At 59.9% G+C, this 21,515-nt stretch carries 23 protein-coding genes and 2 tRNA genes; 16 read left to right on the top strand and 9 right to left on the bottom strand.

Annotation, left to right across the window (positions count from 1 at the left end; genetic code table 11):
* Window positions 1-124: 124 nt before the first annotated feature.
* The 3 genes from EN955_RS25090 to purM form a co-directional block, all read right to left on the bottom strand.
* Window positions 125-637, bottom strand: coding sequence for a histidine phosphatase family protein (locus EN955_RS25090; RefSeq protein ID WP_024505066.1), 513 nt, complete (start codon window positions 635-637; stop codon window positions 125-127).
* Between the two features lie 195 nt (window positions 638-832).
* The gene (gene purN / locus EN955_RS25080) at window positions 833-1,546 is read right to left on the bottom strand and encodes a phosphoribosylglycinamide formyltransferase (protein WP_024505064.1); all 714 of its coding nucleotides are present in this window, start codon (window positions 1,544-1,546) and stop codon (window positions 833-835) included.
* On the bottom strand, window positions 1,543-2,622 hold the full coding sequence (gene purM / locus EN955_RS25075) for a phosphoribosylformylglycinamidine cyclo-ligase (protein ID WP_013532445.1): 1,080 nt from the start codon (window positions 2,620-2,622) through the stop codon (window positions 1,543-1,545). Before purM ends, purN begins: the two co-directional genes overlap by 4 nt.
* Window positions 2,623-2,860: 238 nt before the next feature.
* On the opposite strand from purM, the gene EN955_RS25070 reads away from it, so the two are divergent.
* The 3 genes from EN955_RS25070 to hdaA are packed head-to-tail and all read left to right on the top strand — an operon-like array spanning window position 2,861 to window position 5,298.
* The gene (locus EN955_RS25070; RefSeq protein WP_024505063.1) at window positions 2,861-3,388 is read left to right on the top strand and encodes a CDP-alcohol phosphatidyltransferase family protein; all 528 of its coding nucleotides are present in this window, start codon (window positions 2,861-2,863) and stop codon (window positions 3,386-3,388) included.
* A gap of 1 nt (window position 3,389) precedes the next feature.
* On the top strand, window positions 3,390-4,592 hold the full coding sequence (locus EN955_RS25065; protein ID WP_013532443.1) for an AI-2E family transporter: 1,203 nt from the start codon (window positions 3,390-3,392) through the stop codon (window positions 4,590-4,592).
* A 1-nt stretch (window position 4,593) separates the two neighbouring features.
* A complete protein-coding gene (gene hdaA, locus EN955_RS25060) occupies window positions 4,594-5,298 on the top strand; it encodes a DnaA regulatory inactivator HdaA (protein WP_013532442.1) in 705 nt (234 codons plus the stop codon).
* 15 nt (window positions 5,299-5,313) lie between these two features.
* Here the strand turns inward: hdaA and EN955_RS25055 are convergent, their stop codons facing one another.
* Entirely contained in the window at window positions 5,314-5,595 is a 282-nt protein-coding gene (locus EN955_RS25055; protein ID WP_013532441.1) for a hypothetical protein, read from the bottom strand.
* A gap of 106 nt (window positions 5,596-5,701) precedes the next feature.
* Window positions 5,702-5,778 (bottom strand) — tRNA-Pro (locus EN955_RS25050).
* A gap of 140 nt (window positions 5,779-5,918) precedes the next feature.
* On the opposite strand from EN955_RS25050, the gene EN955_RS25045 reads away from it, so the two are divergent.
* Window positions 5,919-6,224 (top strand): ETC complex I subunit, encoded by a 306-nt coding sequence (locus tag EN955_RS25045; RefSeq protein WP_013532440.1) that lies wholly within the window; start codon window positions 5,919-5,921, stop codon window positions 6,222-6,224.
* Window positions 6,225-6,271: 47 nt separating this feature from the next.
* Window positions 6,272-6,348 (top strand) — tRNA-Arg (locus EN955_RS25040).
* Window positions 6,349-6,555: 207 nt separating this feature from the next.
* On the opposite strand, the gene EN955_RS25035 is transcribed toward EN955_RS25040, so the two are convergent.
* The 3 genes from EN955_RS25035 to EN955_RS35550 all read right to left on the bottom strand — a co-directional run bounded on the left by EN955_RS25035 (window position 6,556) and on the right by EN955_RS35550 (window position 9,141).
* Window positions 6,556-6,780 carry a helix-turn-helix domain-containing protein gene (locus EN955_RS25035; protein ID WP_127218996.1) on the bottom strand — a complete coding sequence of 75 codons (225 nt, stop codon included), beginning with the start codon at window positions 6,778-6,780 and terminating at the stop codon, window positions 6,556-6,558.
* A 900-nt stretch (window positions 6,781-7,680) separates the two neighbouring features.
* Window positions 7,681-7,944 (bottom strand): helix-turn-helix transcriptional regulator, encoded by a 264-nt coding sequence (locus EN955_RS25030; RefSeq protein ID WP_024505062.1) that lies wholly within the window; start codon window positions 7,942-7,944, stop codon window positions 7,681-7,683.
* A 771-nt stretch (window positions 7,945-8,715) separates the two neighbouring features.
* Complete coding sequence (locus EN955_RS35550) at window positions 8,716-9,141, bottom strand: helix-turn-helix transcriptional regulator (protein WP_245265395.1); 426 nt, start codon at window positions 9,139-9,141, stop codon at window positions 8,716-8,718.
* A gap of 32 nt (window positions 9,142-9,173) precedes the next feature.
* Between EN955_RS35550 and EN955_RS25020 the strand changes: the two genes are divergently transcribed.
* The 5 genes from EN955_RS25020 (at window position 9,174) to EN955_RS25000 (ending at window position 12,295) form a co-directional block, all read left to right on the top strand.
* Window positions 9,174-9,515: a DUF6634 family protein gene (locus EN955_RS25020; RefSeq protein WP_024505060.1), complete on the top strand. Its 342-nt coding sequence runs from the start codon at window positions 9,174-9,176 to the stop codon at window positions 9,513-9,515.
* Between the two features lie 95 nt (window positions 9,516-9,610).
* Entirely contained in the window at window positions 9,611-10,108 is a 498-nt protein-coding gene (locus EN955_RS25015; RefSeq protein ID WP_127223473.1) for a hypothetical protein, read from the top strand.
* A gap of 51 nt (window positions 10,109-10,159) precedes the next feature.
* Window positions 10,160-10,657, top strand: a complete 498-nt coding sequence (locus EN955_RS25010) for a hypothetical protein (protein ID WP_127218994.1) — start codon at window positions 10,160-10,162, stop codon at window positions 10,655-10,657.
* 70 nt (window positions 10,658-10,727) lie between these two features.
* Window positions 10,728-11,441 carry a hypothetical protein gene (locus EN955_RS25005; RefSeq protein ID WP_081714408.1) on the top strand — a complete coding sequence of 238 codons (714 nt, stop codon included), beginning with the start codon at window positions 10,728-10,730 and terminating at the stop codon, window positions 11,439-11,441.
* A gap of 95 nt (window positions 11,442-11,536) precedes the next feature.
* On the top strand, window positions 11,537-12,295 hold the full coding sequence (locus EN955_RS25000) for a metallophosphoesterase (RefSeq protein WP_024505056.1): 759 nt from the start codon (window positions 11,537-11,539) through the stop codon (window positions 12,293-12,295).
* A gap of 326 nt (window positions 12,296-12,621) precedes the next feature.
* Here EN955_RS25000 and EN955_RS24995 read toward each other — a convergent pair whose 3' ends face one another.
* Complete coding sequence (locus EN955_RS24995) at window positions 12,622-13,743, bottom strand: hypothetical protein (RefSeq protein WP_024505055.1); 1,122 nt, start codon at window positions 13,741-13,743, stop codon at window positions 12,622-12,624.
* A gap of 228 nt (window positions 13,744-13,971) precedes the next feature.
* Here EN955_RS24995 and EN955_RS24990 point away from each other — a divergent pair, with 228 nt between their 5' ends.
* The 6 genes from EN955_RS24990 to EN955_RS24965 form a co-directional block, all read left to right on the top strand.
* Window positions 13,972-15,750: a DUF262 domain-containing protein gene (locus tag EN955_RS24990; protein WP_024505054.1), complete on the top strand. Its 1,779-nt coding sequence runs from the start codon at window positions 13,972-13,974 to the stop codon at window positions 15,748-15,750.
* Between the two features lie 52 nt (window positions 15,751-15,802).
* On the top strand, window positions 15,803-17,434 hold the full coding sequence (locus tag EN955_RS24985) for a class I SAM-dependent DNA methyltransferase (protein WP_245265394.1): 1,632 nt from the start codon (window positions 15,803-15,805) through the stop codon (window positions 17,432-17,434).
* Window positions 17,424-18,722: a restriction endonuclease subunit S gene (locus EN955_RS24980; RefSeq protein ID WP_024505052.1), complete on the top strand. Its 1,299-nt coding sequence runs from the start codon at window positions 17,424-17,426 to the stop codon at window positions 18,720-18,722. The genes EN955_RS24985 and EN955_RS24980 overlap by 11 nt, the downstream gene beginning before the upstream one ends.
* Window positions 18,719-19,270, top strand: coding sequence for a hypothetical protein (locus tag EN955_RS24975; RefSeq protein WP_024505051.1), 552 nt, complete (start codon window positions 18,719-18,721; stop codon window positions 19,268-19,270). The genes EN955_RS24980 and EN955_RS24975 overlap by 4 nt, the downstream gene beginning before the upstream one ends.
* 2 nt (window positions 19,271-19,272) lie before the next feature.
* Window positions 19,273-19,968, top strand: a complete 696-nt coding sequence (locus EN955_RS24970) for an abortive infection family protein (RefSeq protein ID WP_024505050.1) — start codon at window positions 19,273-19,275, stop codon at window positions 19,966-19,968.
* The coding region (locus EN955_RS24965) for an HsdR family type I site-specific deoxyribonuclease (RefSeq protein WP_164769908.1) at window positions 19,965-21,515 on the top strand (1,551 nt) is incomplete at its 3' end. The genes EN955_RS24970 and EN955_RS24965, both read left to right, overlap by 4 nt.

Raw genomic sequence — 21,515 nt, 5'->3', positions numbered from 1 at the left:
GTTCGCGAAGATCATTGGAAAAAGGTCGCGTCATCAGATGCTGGCCTCCACTCCAGCCAGCATCTTGAATCACAAAACTCACAAATCGGGAATCCCCTACGATTCCATCAAGTCGTGAACCGCTCTAGCCGCCCAGGTCCTTCGGCCGCAAGCAATGTGTCAGCCGGGCGGGGGACACGACGGACCAATCGCCTTCGAAGACCACCCGGGCCAAGGCTGCCGTCGGGAATTTTTCCTCAAGTCTCGCGATCGCCTTGGCGTCCGACCCCGGCCCGGCAAGCTTTCTGGCCAACTGCTCCAGGCCCGGATTGTGGCCAATTGCCAGCAAGCTGCCGCTCGAAGCGTCGGTTTGACCAATCTGGCTCAGAATGTCCGCCGCTGAAGCATCGTAGAGCGCCTTGAGGAATGCGACCCGGGGCTGGACGGGCAGCTCCGCCGCCACAAGCCGCCAGGTCTCGCGGGTGCGAAGCGCCGTCGATACCAGCACCAGGTCCGGCAGCCAGCCCCGCGCCGCAAGTTCGCGCCCCATCAACCGGGCTGCCTTGGATCCGCGTTCGGCCAAAGGCCGGTCGAAATCATCGAGATCAGGGTCGTCCCAGCTGGATTTGGCATGACGGAGAAGAAGTAGTTGTCTCATCGATGTTGGTCAGGACCAGGGAGACTGATCAGACGAGTGCGGGCCTTTTGTTTGATCGCCTCAATGTCGAAGGGATCGAACGGGCCGCTTTCCAGTCCTTCCAGCCAAGCTCTGCGCAGCCGGTCCGTTTCGGCCTGGCAGCGAGTCCGATTTGGCGGTTCCAGGCTAAGCGCCGTTGTCATTCCCGCTCTAGGCTCAAGGCGTGATGCGCGCCAGATGCTCGAGGTCGGCTTCCTCGCGCAGCGGATCCGGGGCCATCACCACCGAGGTGCCGTTGTCGGCATCGTCGGCAAAGTGGGCAAGCACGGTGCGGCCGGCCTCCATGCGCGCCTTGCCTTCGGCGACCAGCCCCAGCGCCAGCGGATAGAGCCGGTGTTCGGTCTTCAGCACGCGGGCTGCCAATGTATCGGCGGTGTCGCCGACCATCACCGGCACGGCTGCCTGTGCGATGATCGGGCCGTCATCCATCTCGGAGGTGACGAAGTGCACGGTGCAGCCATGGATGCGGATGCCGGCGGCCAGCGCGCGCGCATGGGTGTCGAGCCCCTTGAAGGCCGGCAGCAGGGCAGGGTGGATATTGATCATGCGGCCCTGCCATTTCTGGACGAAGCCGGGGCTAAGGATGCGCATATAGCCGGCCAGCGCCACGATCTCGGCGTTGAAGGCCGTAAGGGCCGCGTCGATGGCGGCGTCATGCGCCTGCTTGCTGCCGTGGTCGGCACGTGAGACGACCTGCGTGGCGATGCCGCGCGCCCTGGCGATGCCGAGCCCGGCGGCATCCGCCTTATCGGAAATGACACCGACGATCTCGGCCGGGAACGACGGGTCGCTGGCCGCGGCAATCAGCGCGGTCATGTTGGAGCCGCGTCCCGAGATCAGGACAACGGTGCGTTTCCTCTGCGCGCTCATAGGCCGATCGAACCCCGATAGATGACGCCTGCGTCGCGGCGCGGCACGATGCGGCCGATCGGCGTCACCGTCTCGCCGGCTTCCTGTAGCACGGCCGCGACCTGCGCCGCCTGGCCGGACGCGACCGCCAGGATCATGCCGATGCCGCAATTGAAGGTGCGCATCATTTCTTCCGGCGCCACGCCGCCGGTCTTGGCCAGCCACGAAAACACGGGAGGAACGTCGATCGCCTCGAGGTCGAGCTCGGCCGAAAAATCCTTGGGCAGCACGCGGGGAATGTTTTCCGGGAAGCCGCCGCCGGTGATGTGGGCGAGCGCCTTGATACCATGCGTGTTGCGGATCGCCTTGAGAATCGACTTGACGTAGATGCGGGTCGGCTCGAGCAGTGCTTCGGCCAGAGTGGCCTCGTCGTTGAACGGTGCCGGATCGCTCCACGACAGGCCGCTGACGGCGACGATGCGGCGCACCAGCGAATAGCCGTTCGAGTGCAGGCCGGAGGAAGCCAGGCCCAGCAGCACGTCGCCTTCGACAATGTCATCGGTGGGCAGCAATTGGCCGCGTTCGGCGGCACCCACCGCAAAGCCGGCGAGGTCGTAGTCGTTGCCGTGATACATGCCGGGCATCTCGGCGGTCTCGCCGCCGATCAGCGCGCAGCCGGCCTGGCGGCAGCCCTCGGCAATGCCGCCGACGATCGCGGCACCCTGGTCGGGATCGAGCTTGCCGGTGGCGAAATAATCGAGGAAGAACAGCGGTTCGGCACCTTGCACGACGATGTCGTTGACGCACATGGCGACGAGGTCGATGCCGATCGTGTCGTGCTTGCCGGCATCGATGGCGATCTTGAGCTTGGTGCCGACGCCGTCATTGGCCGCCACCAGCACCGGATCGGTAAACCCGGCCGCCTTGAGGTCGAACAGGCCGCCGAAACCGCCGATCTCGCCATCGGCGCCCGGCCGGCGCGTCGCGCGCACCAGCGGCTTGATCTTCTCGACCATGAGATTGCCGGCATCGATATCGACACCGGCCTCGGCATAGGTGAGCCCGTTCTTGCGCTTGTTCACGTCGCGCTTGCTCATTTCTGGTGCCCGTTCAGCAATTTTCCTTGTCGCGGGCTCTTCGCATGAACGGTTTCTGTCCGCAAGGATAACGGCCATCTCGGCCTACAAAACCGTGGACAGCGCGCACGTACAGGCGCTCGTGATTGGCGAAAGCCAAGCTGAAGGCCGCTCCCGTGCGGGGAGATCGGCAGCTCCTCCCTTGTTGCCACCCGCCATCTTCATCATCTATCTCCGACCAAGAGGAGGTGCCAGGCATTTGACCATCCCCAACCTGATCACCATCCTGCGCCTTGTCCTGGTGCCGGCGGTGGTGCTGGCGATGCTGCAGGCGCGCTGGGACTGGGCTTTTGCCGGGTTCCTCGTCGCCGGCATTTCGGACGGCGTCGATGGCTTCATCGCCCGCCGTTTCAATCAGCAGTCCACGCTCGGCGCCTATCTCGATCCGATCGCCGACAAGCTGCTGCTGGTTTCGGTGTTCGTGGTCATGGGCCTCATCGGGCAATTGCCGCTGTGGCTGGTCGTCACCATGGTGTCGCGCGACGCGTTGATCGTCTGCGCGGTCCTGCTGTCCGCCGTCGTGGCCCATCCGGTCGAGATGAAACCGCTTTTCGTGTCGAAGGCCAACACCGCCATCCAGATCGTGCTGGCGGCGGTTGTGCTGGGTGAACTTGCCCTGTCGGTTCATCTCGACCCGCTGAGGCCGGTTCTCATATTGCTGTCCGGGGTCTTGACCGTGGCTTCGGCCGCAGCCTATCTCGTGACTTGGCTGAGGCACATGAGCTGACATGACGAAGGCTCCACTCCGGACATCCGAGACAGAAGCGGCGGCGATCGAGGCCGCGGCCGCCGACATCGCCGCGTCCGCGACCTTTCGCCGCCAGATCTTCTTCTGGCTGGCCGGCGCCGCGCTGCTGGCGCTTTTCCTCTATGTCTTCAGCGCCATCCTGCTGCCCTTCGTCGCCGGCATGGTGCTTGCCTATTTCCTCGATCCCGTTGCCGACCGGCTGCAGCGGCTCGGCCTGTCGCGTTTCATGGCGACGGTGGTCATCCTCATCACCTTCCTCATCGTGCTGGTCCTGGCCTTTGTCATCCTCATTCCGGTTCTGGCCACGCAGATGGCCGATTTCGCCGGCAAATTGCCGGAATATCTGACCCGGCTGCAAAGCCTGATCACCTCGTTCGATCCGAAATGGCTGGAGCAGAAGTTCGGCGTCAACGCCAATAGCTTGCGCGACGGGCTGAATTCGCTGCTGACCTCCGGCTTCGGTTTTGTCACCACCGTCTTCACCTCGCTGTGGAGTTCCGGCATGGCGCTGGTTTCTGTGGTCAGCCTGTTCGTGGTGACACCGGTGGTCGCCTTCTACATGCTGCTCGACTGGGACCGCATGGTGGCGGTCATCGACGGCTGGGTGCCACGCGACAACGTCCAGACCGTGCGCGCCATCGCACGGGACATCAACACCGCCACGGCAGGCTTCGTGCGTGGCCAGGGTACGCTGTGCCTGGTGCTGGGCGCCATGTATGCCACCGGGCTGACGCTGACCGGACTGAACTTCGGCATCCTCATCGGCCTGTTCGCCGGGCTGATTTCCTTCATCCCCTATGTCGGCTCGCTGACCGGGCTGGTGCTGGCCGTGGGCGTCGCCTTCGTCCAGTTCTGGCCGGACTGGACGATGATCGTCGCGGTCGCGGTCGTGTTCTTCATCGGCCAGTTCATCGAGGGCAACATCCTGCAGCCGCGGCTGGTCGGCAAGAGCGTCGGCCTGCACCCGGTATGGCTGATGTTTTCGCTGTTTGCCTTCGGCGCGCTGTTCGGCTTCGTCGGCTTGTTGATCGCGGTGCCGGCTTCGGCCGCCGTCGCCGTGCTGGTGCGGTTCGCAATAGCCCGCTATCTCGAATCGCCGCTCTACAAGGGCCGCGGCGCGGCACCTGTGCCGCAGCTTCCGGCCGATCGCGGCGGCGGCCACCGCACGCAACCGCGTCGCTGAAGTGACTGCCCAGCCAACCGACCCGCCGCGCCAGTTGCCGCTCGACCTCGGCCATGGCACCGGCTATTCGCGTGACGAACTCGTCGTCTCCGGCACCAACAACCAGGCGGTTGCGCTGGTCGACCGCTGGCCGGACTGGCCATCGCCGGTGGTGGTGCTGGCCGGTCCCGCGGGTTCTGGCAAGACGCATCTGGCCTCGATCTGGCGCGCCCGTGCCAATGCGGCGGCGGTCGACGCCAGGCGCATCGGCGACAGCATCGCCAATCTCGGCGCGCGGCCGGCGCTGATCGACGATGTCGATACCGGGACGGTTGACGAACAAGGCCTGTTCCATCTGATCAATGCGGTGCGTGGTGCCGGCTCGCAACTGCTTCTGACGGCGCGCCGCTTTCCCTCGGCCTGGGGTGTTGGCCTGCCTGATCTTGCCTCGCGGCTGAAGGCGGCTGCGACAGTCGAAATTCATGAGCCCGACGATCTCCTGCTGGCAGGCGTCATCACAAAACTCTTCGCCGACCGTCAGATCGAGGTCGAACCGCATGTCGTGCAGTATCTGGTCCGCCGCATCGAGCGCTCGCTGGCGACAGCGATGCGCGTGGTGGAGCGGCTCGACCGGACCGCGCTCGAACGCAAGACGCCGATCACCAGGGCGCTGGCAGCCGAAACCGTCAGTGCCATGGATGAAGGGCAGGGCGAGTTCGAGATCTAGCCTGAGAGGCCGGTCTCAGAGCCACATTCTGGCGAAATGACGGACCGCGAGATAGACGGCAGAGTGAGCGGCGATATAGCCGGCGGCGACCAGCACAAACATCCCGATACTGACACGCCAGGAGCGGGAGACCACGGCGCCCGGGGCCTGCCTCGCCTGTCTGCGGCTTTCACGGTTGTTCCACATCGCCAGTGCGGCGCAGGCAATTGCCCACGTCACCATGACCGGAACCGTTATGCCGGCATAGGCAAAGTAGGCCGGTCCGAAAAGCGACACCCAGGCATCGATTCCAAGCATCTGACCCCCCCCCCTGTTTGCCGAACCGCCCGCGGCTGCCGGACACACGGCCGGTGCCGCAGCAAGTGAACCGTATGGCTGCGCCGGGCATTGGGCTGTGAAGGGATGGTCGGAGTGGAGAGATTCGAACTCCCGACCCTCTGGTCCCAAACCAGATGCGCTACCAGGCTGCGCTACACTCCGAACGGTCTGTTGCCTATTCATTTCGGTGGTGCATGGCAAGTGCAAAAACCTGCGAGAGCAAAAACCTTGCCGCCGTGCGCATTGCGCAGTAATGACGGGCGAAGGGTGGCGATGCTGCCTTGCACAAGAACGAGGTGACCATGTCCGCGCGCATTTTCAGCCCAGCCAAAACCGCGATGCAGTCCGGCAAGGCCAAGACCGGTTACTGGGTGCTGGAATTCGATCCCGAGTCGCGCAAGAAGATCGACCCGCTGATGGGCTATACGACGTCGGCAGACATGAGAAGCCAGATCAGGCTTAGCTTCGACACGCGCGAAGAGGCGGTCGCCTACGCCGAAAAGCAAGGGCTCGCTTTCCGCGTCGAAGAGCCGAAAGAGACCAAGCGCCGCCAGATTTCCTATGCGGAGAATTTCCGCTATGACCGCAGGACGCCCTGGACGCATTGAACGGCGCCCGGCGCCAGAATATCCAGCCGGCCCAAGGGCCGGCCAGCGGTCCCGTAGCTCAGCTGGATAGAGCACCGGCCTTCTAAGCCGATGGTCACAGGTTCGAATCCTGTCGGGATCGCCAATAATTTCAATTGTTTATGGAGTATCAGTTCGCCGACATCGAACTTCTTGTCAAGCACATCGCGACTGTGTCGGCACCGTGTCGGCACGCTGAACTCGGCAGAAATTCACGCGAACGTGATCACGACGTAACCCTTGGCCCCGGCCCGCGTCGCCGAGGGCGGCGCGGAGCTAAGAGCTACCGCCAAAAAATTGGAATATCTGGCGATCAGCGGGGGAGCTTCTGTCTGGTGGAATGGCGCAAGCGCGCGTAAAGCCACCGTTTCGCTTCGGGTTCAGGATATCTGATTAGACGTTCGCCAACCGTGGCGAATGGCGGTCCTCCCTCCTTGCAACGCATTTTATTGAGTGTCGACTCCGCTAACCGCAGATATCTGGCCGCTTCAGGCACGGTCATCAGCCACGGCTGGTCGGGTTTGTCGGTATCGGCCATTGCTTCCTCCTACGTTTAATGCCGCAAATTCACGTGGGCGATGTAGGGAGCATATCGCAAAGCTTAAGTCAACAACAAAACGATTGTAACGGTGGGTTCCCTGATGGGGTTTCCCTGTTGGGCAGTATGGACGATAAGTTCTAGAAGAAAATGTCAACAATTGGCGTGAATAGGAAGGCTTCTCATATTTGTGGATCGGTTTCTCATGGCAAAGGATTCATTGCAATGCCGTGTCATTGTTGACAAAAGGTAATGCTTATTCTTTCGAGTGTGTGCACAAAGGATTGGAGAATGCCGTCTTGGCCTTCTCGACCGAAAGCTCGCATCGCTCTCCGAAGCAGTCGCAAGGATCCGGTGACTGATATTGGCCCCTGGGGCAATTCGCCCGGCACTCAGGCTGATACTTCGTAGCTTGGCAAAGCCTCGCCAGGAATCCACGTCCATGGGCCAACTCGTCCCGCCGCGGTTTCGCCGGGACCCTTGGAAATCAGCGACTTTTCCCATGGCACAACTACGGGCTCAGGCGTGGCAGAAGAACCATATCGAGCGCAAACTCGCCAGCCGGGGTCCCGCCCGGCGGCGGACGAATATCTCGGCGAGTGCGGAGGACGAAGTCTGATCTGCACGGCTGGCATTGATTCCCGGAATCAGATCCGAAGGGTCAGCGACCGGACCGCTGCGGCCCGAGTTGACCGAACGGCACGTCGGACCTGCAAGCGACCTCCACACTGGGGTGCGCGATCTCAACGAGGCGCTCGATGCCGGGTGTACGTGACCGATTTACTGCAGGTTGTCTACTTCAGGCTATGCGTTCATGGAAGTTGGGCCGGCTGCGACCATCCCAACGGCAAATGTTGGCCTCCGCGCTGCCTACGTGTCCATCTGACTCCTGGGGGACGATCAGGGACTGGATTTGGGCTTGGTCCGTTTCAAAGTGACCGGAGGACCGTAAGTATCGGTCGCTTCTAAGAATATCACCCCTTTCTGCTCAAATGCTTTCCAGATTTTTTCGATTGCATCGTGGGGGACGCTTTTGTCGGCGCTTTCAATTCGAGCGACCATTTGACGGCTCACTTTGGCCAGTTCCGCCACGTTGTCCTGGCGGATATCCAGCAGTGCTCTTGCGGCGCGGAACTGCCGAGCGATGTCATCAACGGACTCCATGTTGGTATGATGGCGGGGCAGCCGGCGAGGCTGTCAACATAGGCGTCAGATTTATTACCTGAGGAGAATTGTGATGGCATTGTGAGAGCTGTTCTCACATAAGGTGCTGTACGGTGATCGAGCAGGGAAGTTGATTCGATTTCGCTAAGGCGATTGATCGACCATTTGGCTGCCCGAGCCCCCGAGGGAGGCGTTGCTTGATGACGGGCCTTGAGCCAGTGCTGTCGCGGAGCGTTTTTTCGAAAGGAGATCGCAGGTCCTCCTGTGCTCTTCCAACGCAATGAACTCAACACTGTTGCTCTCAAATACGGCGCGGGGATATTTCGGGTCGCACCTGAATCGGGCCAGTCGCACGCCGCTGGCGGATGCGTGACATGGGAATGAACGAAGCGCCTACTTTTTCGAAGGATGTGGAGACGGAGCTGCGACTGACATCTACGCCGAACTTGGCGCACCGTACTCAGCCGGAGGTATCTATGTGCCAGGGCAAGCAAGCGGGATATCGAAGGCGGGATTTCACTGCCAAACCAGTGCGGCGCGCGCAACCTAGCAGCCGCCTACTTTGGGTTAGGCGCTCGACGGATTGGTTTCAGGCCGATCCATCGGAGGGCGACAGCCGGTCAATCACGCGAAGGCGAGCCAATTGTCCGAACAGAACTCAAGCTTGTTATGAAATTCACGTTCCTCAGTACACATCCGGGCAGTTGGGCAGAGACTGCCGCGTCATGCGATCCGAAGGATACTCGGAAAGGCTCGAAACTAACTGGGCAATCAGAACCGAAGATCGTCGCGCGACAGGAGCGACAAGGGAATCCGCAGTCCAGGTCCTTTGCCGTCCCCGCTTGGGATGAATTCGACGCCCCGCGCTTCCAGCGCCGCCTGGACGCGCTGCAGCGTCCTAACCGCGACGCGCTCGTTCCTTTCAATCCGCAAAATGGTCCGCTTTCCCACTCCCGACAGCTCGGCGAGCATGGATTGATTGATACCCAAGGCGACCCGGGCGGCTCGCAGGATTTCGTTTGGAACGATCATTTTTCGAAACGCACACAGTTGGTCGTGAGCGCGCATTCGACCACAGGAATCCCGGCGCCACAAATAGACGCCACCAGCGCCAATAATTGGCGCTATGGACGCCATCTTTCCGGCGCCGTATCTATCGGGCCGTTGATTCCCGCGAATCAAAGGATTCGAATCCACGCGGGATCCTGGATCGGAGCAAGGAGGCCCCAATGCTGCTATTTGGCCGCGAAACGCTGACCGATGAGATGTTCACCTTTCAGACGGCCCGTCTTCTCGCATTGGCCGACGACATGGAGCGCGTCCGCCGCGGCGTGCCGCCGGAGGCTATGGCGGATGAGGAAGCGCCCATCCTTGATCGGTGGATCCTTGCCCAACGGGCCGTTCCCTGCCTTGCGGGGCTCTCGACCGGCCATCCACTGCTCTTCGGCGAGGGCCGGCTCATCGGCACATCCGATTTGTGGCTGCTGTCCGAAGACCGGACTTGGGCGCGGACGCTCAGCCGGTGGTATCGACTCGGACGTCCTGCCGAACAGGCCGGCCTCGATTCATGAGGGTCGTCGGCATTTTCGACCGTCATTTCGACCGCCGCCTGAAGGCTGCGAAAGCCGGGTTGCATCTTCCGAGCGAGGAAGAATTGCTACGCGGCATGAATTTCTTTGGCGATCGTCTCGAAGACGATATCCGGGAATACGCAAGCCGCCTGTCACGGCGGATGAAGAAACGTGGTCGCGTCGAACTTTTGGCTCTTGCCAATTGTCTCGACGACCTCGCCACCGAGCAATCTGAGGACGGCGTCAAAAGTGTCGAAGCCGCGCTCGACACCGCCGAAGTCGTAAAGGGGATTCCGGCCGAGGCCTGGCTGATGACGGCGAATGAGGTGGGAAGTGTCCCCGCGGTGATGCGGGATAGATGTCGGATCCTGCGATTTCCGGAGCCGGGCCCCGACCAGTTGCCGTTCCTCGCCCCTCGCATTCTCGAAAGGCTCTACCTCGAGGCGGGGCATGACCCTCGCTGGGCGGCACCGATCGAAGGATTCGAGCTCGCTGCGCTGGCCAGCAACTGGCCGGGCGGGTCGATCAGGAAACTTGAGCGGCTCGTCGAGAAGCTTGTCGAGGCGCGTGAACGCCATTGGGGCCGGCAATGAGCTGGCGCCGGCAAAACGATCGGGAGCGATAGGGCTGACATAGGAGGCAATATGAAAGATCGCGAAGCAATTGGCTTTCTGCACCGACCCCGCAACGATGTGGAAGGATCATCGCTTGTCGATCATCCGCCCGGGAGCAGATCAAAGCACAACTTGATGGAGCGCGGGATTCCCATGGCGAATCCCTCGGCGCCTGCACCGCAGCGGCCACTGGCGTTCGGCAGGTACATGGCCAGCGAAGCGCTGCTCGGGCTGCTCGGCCATACTGAAAGCTGCCTCGCTCTCATCAGAGCCGGCCCCATCACTTCCTGTGACTGCAGAACCTCGCACATGGAGGATCCAGCGATCGCCGTCGAGGTGACAAGACATTATGTCCGCGCAGCCGTCGCGACCGGGACGCCGATCCCGACCGTGATCCTCAAGCTTCTGACCTGCCACGTTATGGACGCAGACCCTGCTTGTACCGAGTTGGCGGACTGGCTTGAGGCGGCTGGTCTACTCGACCTCCCGCGGCAGGCGAACAGCCACCAGGGAGCGGACCATTCATGAACCGTCGTCGGGAAGCTCGTCGGAGCCAGCCAGTTCCATCGGGCACGGCAACGATCGAAAGGATTGGAAGATGAAAAAGCGTCGCATACCACGTCTCTCGCAACAGCATCGTAGCAAGAAGACCATAGCTGTCGAGGCTGCGGGTGACTCCGGCATTTCTGCTGAAAGGGCTGCAGACGCTGTTGGCAGCGCGGACAGTCTTCTCCAGGACGCGATGCTTCTGCGATCGCTGCAGCTCCAGTTCCGCATGTCGGTTCATGAATCCGCTCATGCGGTGGCGCGCCTCCATCTGGATCTTGGAACCATCGTGAAGATAACGATCGAGGCTCCGGAAGGCGGATATGTCACCGGAGCTATGCCGGGGGAGCAGACCGAAGCGGTGCTAACCGGCGTTCTCATCGCCTCACTCGCCGGCCGAGCAGCGGAGGAAGTGATCGTGGGGTCGGTCGCCGCCGGATCCGGCTCTGAGTCCTGCGATCTTGCGGCTGCGACCGCATTGGCGTTCGACATGGAGACCGTGATGGGGTTTTCGAAGAAATGGCCTTTGCTTCACCGCAAGGTCGAGGACCGGACATCGCTTCTCGCGACCGACCACGAACTCGCGATGCGGGTGAACGCCCGGCTGGAGAGCGCCTATGCCGTCGCCCGAAAAATGGTCGTCAACCAGGAGATCGCGATCGATTTCCTTGGCGAAATCTTGCTGGCACGGAAAACGCTTGAGGGACCCGAACTCGACGCCGTGCTGGATCAAGTCAGGGAGCGGATCGTCGCATCGCCAAACTGATCGCGCAGCGGTCGAAAGAAACATCGCGCGTTCATGATGCCCGGATCCGTTGAGCCTCGGCGCGCCCACGTGAATGAAATCAAGGTTTCGATCCTATGAAAGTATGGTTGCTTTCTGACCTGCACCTTGAAGTCGCTGATTTGCACCATGCCCTGGCGATCCCGGACGCCGATGTCTGCATCGTCGCCGGAGACCTTTGCCGCGCGCCCGCCAACGGCGTTTTTTGGCTCGCAAAGCATATCGCTCCGGCGATGCCGTGCGTCTACGTTGCCGGAAACCACGAATTCTATAAAGGCTCGATCAAGGAGGGACTGGAAGACGGTCGCAATGCTGCCGCCCAGTTCCCGAGGGTGTATTTCCTCGAGAACGATTCCGTCGTTATCGATGGCGTTCGGTTCGTCGGCGCGACGCTATGGACAGATTATCGGGTCGAAGGGCATCCGGAACTCGCCATGGCCTACGCGCGCGAACGCATGAACGACCACAGGCTGATCGCGAAACAGAGGGATCCCTGGCAAAGATTCCTGCCGGAGACGGCGTTACGGATGCATCAGGACTCGCGCCAGTACATCGATACCGCGCTGAAGGCTGATCCGGTCAAGACCGTCGTGGTCACCCATCACCTGCCGCACCCATGGTCCATCCCTCCGCGCTTCAAGAGTGATTTGCTGAATGCCGCCTTTGCGAGCGACCTATCCAACGTGATCGAAGACGGACATCCAGCTCTATGGGTGCATGGACATACCCATGATAGCTGCGAATATCGGATCGGGAGCACGCGCATCATCTGCAATCCACGCGGATATGAGGACGAAAACGCAAAGTTCGATCCAACCCTCGTCGTGCGGATATAGCCATTGAAACGATCAACCTGCCTAGTCTCTGCCGAGTGCGAAGCACTGCGCTGGCCTGAATGTATCGCTGGGCGATCCTAGCGAATGGCATGCGCTTCGCGCTTGGTGCAAAAGCTATTGACGTCTCGCACCCCGATCAAGCCAGCCGGCCCAATACGAAGATAACGGCAAGGATGCGCTTTTCAGTTCGTTTGAAAGGATTTTCCATGAGCTACGAGAGGGGCGGTCTGCTGAGGCGGAGCTTCACAAGCTGCCAGGAACAAGACCATCTACTGAAGGAATTCTGTTCAGATAGCGATGGCGGACAGTGGCCGACCACTGCTTTCTCAACCTTCAAAGAGCCGCCGACGGATTGCCGGATCGGCCGGCGGCCGAACTTGGAGAGTTGGATCCCCGCGGGCGATCGCAAGCTCCTCCTCAGTAACGGCGAAGGGCAGGAATGTCCCGTCGAGGCGCTTGAGCGATGTAAAGAGCCTCCCGTCCTCTGACAGGATGTCTTTGGGATCCTGTTGCGTGTAAAAACCCAGCATATGAGCGTGCCGTTCCGGGTCGTGATACTCCTGCAAATACGGGTTCCATGTCCGCGGTGTATTTGTCTGAGCCACGACGGCGCGCAGGTGCTCGTTCCAGTAGTACGTGACCTTCTGTGCATCCTCGTGCAGCACCGTCTGATCGTAGAAAAGATGGGCGGAGAGTTCGACGAACTGCTTGGGATGAAGAGCTTGGCCATGCAGATATCGATACCGTTCGCTCAAATATCGTCGGTGAAGACCACCGTCGAACAAGCAGATAAGACCGACGCTCCCGCTGCGTAGTGCCACTCCCCCGACGACGGCGTTGTTCAGGAAGTCGAACGTCTCGAATCGGCCGTCGCGCTCGTCGATCCGAAAGCGATACAGCGAATACGGCGCCTCGTAGAAGAATTCGGGGACAGGCGGGTCACCAAGGTGACAGGAAAACATGCCCTTGTTGGTGGCGAAGCAACGCATAAACATCGCAGCATAGAGCATGCCGTCGAGAACTATTCCGGGCAGAATGCGCTCGGGCGTCTTGTCGTGACGGGTTCTGTGATCGACTGCTGAATGACTCTTGCGCGCCATCAGCCAATGAATCTTCCCAAGCCAAACAGCCAAGGTATCGGCATCCTGCCTGCTCACAGTGTCGAACGGATCGGCGGCTGTGAAGGCCGGCGCGAGACGGGTTTCCAGCACGCCGAATGTCTTATTGTTACAGCGTCCGCAAATCCCGATTTTGACAGATCGGTACTGCTTGTCGGTAAAGTTGGGGATGGTGACCCTCGCGTTCAGCAGCCCATGCTTCTGTTGGAGCCAGAGCGGGAAGATATGTTCCTGAGTATGGGGCTGTTGGCTTGTCGATCGTCCACAGAGTGTACAGTGGGTGGAGATATCGCGGGGGCGGAGCACGTCCTTTATCATCCGAAGCGACATGTACGATCCAGTCCATTTCTGTACGGCATAATATGGGAGTTCACTTGACTGCCCACCAGTCTGTCGCGGCGGGCTCAGTGCGTGGATCGGCCACTCATTACAGGCCCGGACATTCCGGCCGGGTAGCGAAATTCATTCCTGCTTCGCACAATCTTCAGGGTCCATATTGGCCGGATGGGTTCAACCCGTTAGGGTGATCGCCAAAATAGGGTTTGGGGGGAAACACCATTGTATAAACCAGGAGGCACAATTGCCGAGGTACTCGGCCGCATACAGACAAAGAGCTACGTGTTGCCCGCAATCCAACGCGAGTTTGTCTGGAAACCGGAGCAGATCGAGCGTCTATTCGACAGCCTTATGCAAGGTTATCCTTTCGGCACTTTCCTTTTCTGGAAAGTAGAAGCGGTGACCAGCGGGAAGTTCAAATTTTACGATTTCGTTCTGAATTACCATCAGCGCGACGCTGCCCACTGCCCAGAGTTGGGCAAGATGCATCATCAGAGCGTCACCGCCGTTCTCGACGGGCAGCAGCGTCTCACGGCACTCAATATCGGCCTACGCGGATCTATGGCTATCAAGCAGCCGAACAAGTGGTGGACGAATCCTGATGCGTTCCCTGTGCGGACGTTGCGCCTTGATTTGTTGGCGCCCCCGTCGCCTGACGAGGACGGGATCCGCTATCGCTTCAAGTTCCTGGACGATCAGCAAGCCGCGCGCGACGAGGGAGCACACTGGTTCTTAGTCCCTGACATTCTCGGGATGAAAGACGGCCCGGCAATGCTGTCCGGATTACGAAAGCGTGGACTCGACGGTGATCCTTTAGAAAGAGCCTACGAGGTAGTCGACCGTCTGCATCGCGTCGTCCACTCGCACAACCTTGTCAACTACTACGAGGAAGAAACCCAGGACCTCGAGCGGGTTCTCAACATTTTCATCCGGCTCAATTCAGGAGGGACGATCCTCTCCTATTCAGACCTGTTGCTTAGCATTGCCGTTGCCCAGTGGAAGCAGGTTGACGCTCGCGCCGAGATCCACAAACTCGTGGACGAGTTGAACCACATTGGGTCGGGTTTCGCGCTCAGTCAGGACTTCGTCCTCAAAGCGGGCTTAATGCTGGCTGATATCGCCTCAGTAGGATTCAAGGTCGAAAACTTTACGACCACCAACATGCTGGCGCTGGAGACCAATTGGTTCGCGATTCGGGCGGCTCTGGTCAGGACCGTAGAACTGGCTTCAAGCTTCGGCCTCAATGGGCAAACGCTGAGGGCCGACAGCGCCCTATTGCCGATCGCTTACTATCTATACCGGCGGAACGCTCCTGCGAACTACGTCACCCATAGCCAGTTCGCTGGTGATCGCGCGGCGATCAGAGACTGGCTGGTGAGGTCGATCGTAAAGGCATCCGGTATCTGGGGCAGCGGGCTTGATACGCTTCTGACCGCCCTTCGCGAGGTGGTTCAAGCAAATGACCCGACGGCCTTCCCGGTGGGACAGCTGCGCCAAGTGATGAGCCAACGGGGAAAATCCTTGACCTTCGAGCCGGCAGAGATCGAGGATCTCCTGCATATGGAGTATGGCGACAAGCGGACGTTCCCGCTGCTCTCTTTGCTGTTTCCCTTTGTCGATCTGCGCAATCAATTCCACGTCGACCATATCTATCCAATTTCCCGGTTCACGCCGGCGCGGCTTCAGAAGCAAGGGTTCGATGAGATAGACGTCGAAGTGGTCGCTCGTCACGCGAACACGCTGCCCAACCTTCAGCTTCTCGAAGGCGCCATCAACAATGAAAAGCGGGCGGCTATGCCGATGGCATGGCTTTCCGCGCACTTGCCGGACCCCACGTCGCAGCTTCACTACCGAACCAAACACGAGTTAGGCGAACTGGCGGCAGACCTCCAGGAATTCGAGACGTTCTATGCCGCACGGCAAGATCGGCTTCGGATGAAACTCACCGAACTGCTCGGAAACCCGTCCGCCGCGTCGGCCCCGTCCGCTGCGGCAGAATGACAGCTTCGAGCGTTCAAACGTACCCCATAATACCTTGAAGTCAGGAATTGCAGTGCCACGAGGACGTAAACCCGGGACGAAGAATGCGGCTCCCAAGCCGGAAAAAGTAGCACCACCGATTGCGACAACGCTCTGGGCTGCAGCCGACAAGCTGCGGGGCAACATGGATGCTGGCGAATACAAGCACGTTGCGCTTGGCCTGATATTCCTGAAATACATCTCGGATCGATTCGACGCCCGCCGTAAAGCTGCGCTTACCGACCCTGAAGAACGAGATCTTGTCGACGACCGCGACCTCTATCTCGCGGACGGGATCTTTTACGTCCCCGATCGCTCGCGCTGGGACTTTCTCAAAGAAAACGCGACCAGCACCAAACCGACAGTCGGCGAGTTGCTGGATCAAGCTATGCTCGATATCGAAGCTGAGAATTCCAGCCTTCGCGGCGTCCTGACAAAGAACTATGCGCGCCAGGAACTGGATCAGACCAAGCTGGGCGAGGTCCTGAAGCTCTTCTCCGACATCAAGTTTGACGACTCCCACAAGGGGCAAGACGTTCTAGGCCGTGTCTACGAATACTTTCTCGGCGAGTTCGCCAAGATGGAGGGCAAGCGCGGCGGACAGTACTACACCGCCGGCTGCGTGGTGAAGCTGCTGGTCGAGATGCTGGAGCCGTTCAAGGGCCGCGTCTATGACCCTTGCTGTGGTTCCGGCGGAATGTTCGTGCAGTCCGAGCGTTTCGTGGAAGAGCACGGCGGCCGGCTCAACGAAATCTCCGTCTATGGTCAGGAGTCCAACGCCACGACGTGGCGCCTTGCGAAGATGAACCTTGCTATCCGTAGCATTGAAGCGAATCTCGGTCCCAAATGGGCGGACACCTTTCATGAGGACCTGCACAAGGGCCTGATGGCGAAGTACGTCCTCGCAAATCCGCCGTTCAACGACAGTGACTGGGGTGGCGAAAAACTGAAGGATGACGGCCGATGGAAATATGGCGTCCCGCCTGCCGGGAACGCCAACTTCGCTTGGCTCCAGCACATCGTCCACCATCTTGCACCGGATGGCTACGCCGGCGTCGTCCTGGCCAATGGCTCATTGTCGAGCCAGCAGTTCGGTGAAGGCGATATCCGCCGGACTATGATCGAAGGCATCGAGGTCGCTGAACCGAATGGGACGAAGACGGTCTATCCGGGACTCGTCGATTGCATCGTTGCGCTTCCCGGCCAGCTGTTCTCTACGACTCAAATCCCCGTTTGCCTTTGGTTTCTGACCCGCGACAAATCCAACGGCATCTCGCGCGACAAGAAGCTGCGCGATCGCACGGGTGAAATCCTGTTCATCGACGCGCGCGGCCTCGGAACTATGGTCTCGCGCACGCTGAAAGAGCTGTCCGACGATGACATCGCCAAGGTCGCCAACACTTACCATGCGTGGCGTGAGGTCGGTGGGCGTTATGTGGACGTGCCGGGCTTCGCCAAAGCAGCTAGCCTGAAGGAAGTCGAAGCTCAAGGGTTCTTGCTCACACCGGGGCGGTATGTCGGTACGCGGGAGATGGACCCGGACGACGAACCCTTCGAGTCCAAGATTTCTCGTCTGACTAAGGACCTCCGCGATCAAATGACCGAAGGTATGGCGCTCGACGAGCGCATCCGCAATGCACTGGCGGGGGTCGGCCATGGCTGGTGAGTGGGCAACAACAACACTCGGCGATGTTGCGGACGCCATACAGACCGGCCCGTTTGGCAGCCAATTGCACGCGTCAGATTATGTATCGACAGGCGTGCCGGTTGTAATGCCAACAAACATAACTGACCGTCGGATCGACACAGCCCGCGTGGCGTACATCACCTTCGCAGAAGCAGATCGGCTTAGCCGGCACAAATTGCGGCTCAACGATCTCGTGTTCTCCAGACGTGGTGAAGTCGATAAGTGCGCGCTGACCATTGACAACAACGTAGGATGGGTGTGCGGAACTGGGTGCCTCTTAGTTAGACCAAACACGAAGAAGGTCGATCCGCGCTTTCTCGCTTTCTGTATCTCAAGTCCAGATACGCGTGATTGGCTACGTCAACATGCTGTCGGGCTGGTTATGCCCAACCTCAATACCGAGATATTGAGGAACGTTCCCCTCGTCTTGCCATCGATTAATGAGCAGAAAAATATCGCCAACCTCCTCGGCTCTCTCGATGACAAGATCGAGTTGAACCGGTTCATGATCGGAACTCTTGAGGAAATCGCTCAGGCGCTGTTCAAGAGCTGGTTTGTGGATTTCGATCCTGTCCGTGCCAAGCTTGAAGGCCGCGGTCACAACCTCTCAGCAGATACTGCTATTATTTTCCCTGACCGCTTCGGAGAGAATGGGGTACCAGAAGGCTGGAATATTGCATCGATCTCGTCGGTGCTGGAAATCAATCCCTCCACGCCGCTTCGAGCGAGCACTCCCGCGCCTTACGTTGATATGGCTGCTCTTCCGACCTCAGGTCCAAGCGTCGACAGCTACATCATACGCGAAGCCTCATCGGGCGCCCGCTTTATGCGGGGTGATACGCTGATTGCGCGCATCACGCCCTGCCTGGAAAACGGAAAGACGGCCCATGTGGATTTTCTCGCCCAAGATCAGGTCGGATGGGGCTCGACCGAGTTCATCGTGCTGCGCCCCAAGGCGCCCATGAGTGCGGCATGGCCCTATCTGCTGGCGCGAAACGAATCCTTCCGCGCACACCTGATTGGATCGATGACGGGGTCGTCTGGACGGCAGCGCGTACCACCCTCTTCAGTTGCGGCTTGGGAAATGGCATTGCCGCCGTCTGGTATATTGGAAGCCTTCGGTCGTATCGTCGATCCCCTGTTCTCTAGTATTCAAGCTGCTGCGGCCCAATCCCGAACCCTGCGAGATCTAAGGGACACTCTCCTGCCAAAGCTGATCTCTGGGGAGCTCCGCATCAAAGATGCGGAGAAGGCGGTGGCAGCATGAGCGAACGTGGCGTCAGCCTCGCCTGGTCCATATTTTCAGACCTACCAGATGAGCCAGAAACCAAATACGGCGCAATGCTGGTCAATTGGAACGGTCAGACGGGCCGGACGACATACGACATGGCGCAATCCTACAAGACAGCCGCCTTCCGCTTGCTCGACGAGGCTAGCAGCTGCAACGAGTCCTGGGAGAGCATCGATCCGATTCTGTTCTGTTTCCGGCATGCTCTCGAACTGAACCTCAAGGCGATCCATGAGGCCCAACCGAAGCGAAACCATGGACTCCGTGACCTCGCTATCCACCTGCACGAGCGCCTGACAGGTTGTTATCAGCAGTCGCAGTTGGACTGGCTCAGGGATCGCATTCTGGAGTTCGATACCTTCGATCCACGTTCGACGGCGTTCAGGTACGACGATGTCGCTAATGCCAATATTGCGCCTGAAGTTTGGGTCGATTTCGTTCAGCTCCGTCGGATCATGAACGCAATCTTTAACGCACTCGACAAGGTCCGGCTCGACGACTTCGAGCGCGTCAGGAAGGAAACCTGACGATGCCCTACTCGCTCCAGATGCTCCGCGCCCTACTTGAGCTGCACCCCGATCGGGCGGAGCCTCTCAGGATTCACATAGAGGCCCTGGAGCGCAGCATCGAGAGCCAGCCGGCCTTCTGCCTGCAAAGCGTCAGGACGCTCTTCGAAGCGGCACATTCGACGATAGGGGTCCGCTTGGGTATCGAGTTTCGCAAGAAAGACGGCTTCCCGGACCGAATGCGCGGCGTGATCGATGCCATGGATTTCTCCCTAACAGATCACCCAAACGCGGCGGATATCAACGAACACATCAAGGCGCTTACCAAGGGAATCGATGATGTCGCTGTCGCCCTGGCGAAGCTCAGCAATGTACCCAACATGCGCCATGGCGGGTCGCTCGATTGGGGAACGCTGCAGCGCCAGCATGCGCTGATGCTCGGCGGCCTTTGCGACAGCCTTGTCGCCTTCCTATTCGATGTCGCCTGGAGCCGAGCGGTCCCGGGGCCGCAAGACGAGGGTGCCGCGACCTACAGCACAAACGCTGCGTTCAACGAGCATCTCGATGCCGAGTTCGACATGGTAGAGATAGCAGGCGCAAGCTTCCAACCGAGCTACGTGCTCTTTCACTTGGACGAAACCGCCTATGATGCCGCTCGCCTCGATTGGGAAACAGAAGGAGCAAACGAAAGCGCGCCAGACGCCGAGATCGCAGCATGACAGAGAGTTATTACCAACCGACGGAGACCCGGCGCCTTGAGCTTGCCGAGGAAGCGGTCGAACTCGCAGCCCTATCCTGGTTCGAACTGATCGGTTGGAAGTCGGTTCCTGGCGATTATCTCGCTCCAGACGGCCCCATGGGCGCCCGTACCGATTATCGGCAGGCAATCCTGGAGCCGGAGCTACGCAGCGCGCTGGCAAGCCTCAATCCGGAGGCGACGGCCGCCATGGTCGATGCGGCAATGCGAACGATCATGGCTGTGCCCAGCCAGGATCTGATCGAGAACAACAGGCTTTTCCATCCGTTTCTCGTCTCCGGCGTTCCAGTCGAGATCAACGACCGTGGAGAGACGCGGACTGTCGGGTTGCGAATCCTTGATCGCGATAGCCCGTCGGCCAACCGTTTGCTGGTCGCGAACCAGTTCATTGTGAAGGGGGACCGCGGCGTCGTTCGCACGGACCTGACCGCTTTCGTGAACGGGCTCCCGGTTGCGATTCTTGAGTTCAAGAACCCGGCCAGCATCAATGCTACGCTGGAACGGGCACATACCCAGTTGAGGAACTACGCCGAGAAATGCCCGGACCTATTCCGCGCGAACCAGGTTCTCGTCGTAAGCGACGGCATGAAAGCCCGGATCGGGTCGCTCACTGCGGAGCCGGATCGGTTCGCGCCCTGGAGAACCATCGATGGAACCGATCTGGATGACAGGGGTCGGTCGGAACTCGAGGTGCTCATCCGTGGTGTCTTTGCACCGGAGCGCTTCCTCGATTTCATCGTCGACTTCGTGGCGTTTGAGGTGAAGGACGGGACCGTTAGGTCGAAGAAGCTCGCCGGATATCATCAATTCCATGCCGTCCGGAAGGCATTGGCATCAACCGTGGCCGCCTCGCAAAGCGGTTCGCGGAAGGGTGGTGTCGTCTGGCACACACAAGGGTCTGGCAAGTCGCTGACGATGCTGTTCTTCGTTCGTCAGCTCCAGTTGGCCAAGGCGCTTAAAAACCCGACCATCGTCATGGTAACGGATCGCAACGATTTGGATGACCAGCTCTTTGGCACCTTTGTAGACCATAGTGCGGCGCTCCGCGGAACGCCCCGCAAAGGCGAAACAGCGGAGGAAATGCGAAGGCTGCTGTCGGTTGATATTGGCGGCCTCGTATTCACGACGATACAGCGGTTCCGTGGTGCGGATGGCACACATCCGCTGCTCACGGATCGCAGCAATGTGGTCGTGATCGCCGACGAGGCCCATCGAACGCAATACGGGTTCAAGAAGACATTCGTGGAACGCGACGGCGAGATCAGGGAAGCCGTAGGGTTCGCGGACTATCTCCATCAGGCCCTGCCGAATGCCACGGCCGTCGGGTTTACCGGGACACCGATCGACGAGAGGGATCGCGACACTTACGGAACCTTCGGCGACGTCATCGACACCTACGACATGACGCAAGCAGTGAGGGACAAAGCGATCGTTCCAATCCACTACACCGCACGGCTGGCTAGATTGCACTTGAACCTGTCCGATGAGGATCGGGTCCGACTCGACACA

Source organism: Mesorhizobium sp. M7A.F.Ca.CA.001.04.2.1 (assembly GCF_003998485.1).
Lineage (GTDB): Bacteria > Pseudomonadota > Alphaproteobacteria > Rhizobiales > Rhizobiaceae > Mesorhizobium > Mesorhizobium ciceri.
This window is presented reverse-complemented; position numbering and strand designations above follow the sequence as displayed.

What these genes read in the sequence shown, in the direction of transcription:
- EN955_RS25090 (WP_024505066.1), bottom strand. Translation starts at nt 637, where the DNA reads ATGAGACAACTACTTCTTCTCCGTCATGCCAAATCCAGCTGGGACGAC.
- purN (WP_024505064.1), bottom strand. Translation starts at nt 1,546, where the DNA reads ATGAGCGCGCAGAGGAAACGCACCGTTGTCCTGATCTCGGGACGCGGC.
- purM (WP_013532445.1), bottom strand. Translation starts at nt 2,622, where the DNA reads ATGAGCAAGCGCGACGTGAACAAGCGCAAGAACGGGCTCACCTATGCC.
- EN955_RS25065 (WP_013532443.1), top strand. Translation starts at nt 3,390, where the DNA reads ATGACGAAGGCTCCACTCCGGACATCCGAGACAGAAGCGGCGGCGATC.
- EN955_RS25055 (WP_013532441.1), bottom strand. Translation starts at nt 5,595, where the DNA reads ATGCTTGGAATCGATGCCTGGGTGTCGCTTTTCGGACCGGCCTACTTT.
- EN955_RS25045 (WP_013532440.1), top strand. Translation starts at nt 5,919, where the DNA reads ATGTCCGCGCGCATTTTCAGCCCAGCCAAAACCGCGATGCAGTCCGGC.
- EN955_RS25035 (WP_127218996.1), bottom strand. Translation starts at nt 6,780, where the DNA reads ATGGCCGATACCGACAAACCCGACCAGCCGTGGCTGATGACCGTGCCT.
- EN955_RS25030 (WP_024505062.1), bottom strand. Translation starts at nt 7,944, where the DNA reads ATGGAGTCCGTTGATGACATCGCTCGGCAGTTCCGCGCCGCAAGAGCA.
- EN955_RS25020 (WP_024505060.1), top strand. Translation starts at nt 9,174, where the DNA reads ATGCTGCTATTTGGCCGCGAAACGCTGACCGATGAGATGTTCACCTTT.
- EN955_RS25015 (WP_127223473.1), top strand. Translation starts at nt 9,611, where the DNA reads ATGAATTTCTTTGGCGATCGTCTCGAAGACGATATCCGGGAATACGCA.
- EN955_RS25010 (WP_127218994.1), top strand. Translation starts at nt 10,160, where the DNA reads ATGAAAGATCGCGAAGCAATTGGCTTTCTGCACCGACCCCGCAACGAT.
- EN955_RS25005 (WP_081714408.1), top strand. Translation starts at nt 10,728, where the DNA reads ATGAAAAAGCGTCGCATACCACGTCTCTCGCAACAGCATCGTAGCAAG.
- EN955_RS25000 (WP_024505056.1), top strand. Translation starts at nt 11,537, where the DNA reads ATGAAAGTATGGTTGCTTTCTGACCTGCACCTTGAAGTCGCTGATTTG.
- EN955_RS24995 (WP_024505055.1), bottom strand. Translation starts at nt 13,743, where the DNA reads ATGTCGCTTCGGATGATAAAGGACGTGCTCCGCCCCCGCGATATCTCC.
- EN955_RS24980 (WP_024505052.1), top strand. Translation starts at nt 17,424, where the DNA reads ATGGCTGGTGAGTGGGCAACAACAACACTCGGCGATGTTGCGGACGCC.
- EN955_RS24975 (WP_024505051.1), top strand. Translation starts at nt 18,719, where the DNA reads ATGAGCGAACGTGGCGTCAGCCTCGCCTGGTCCATATTTTCAGACCTA.
- EN955_RS24970 (WP_024505050.1), top strand. Translation starts at nt 19,273, where the DNA reads ATGCCCTACTCGCTCCAGATGCTCCGCGCCCTACTTGAGCTGCACCCC.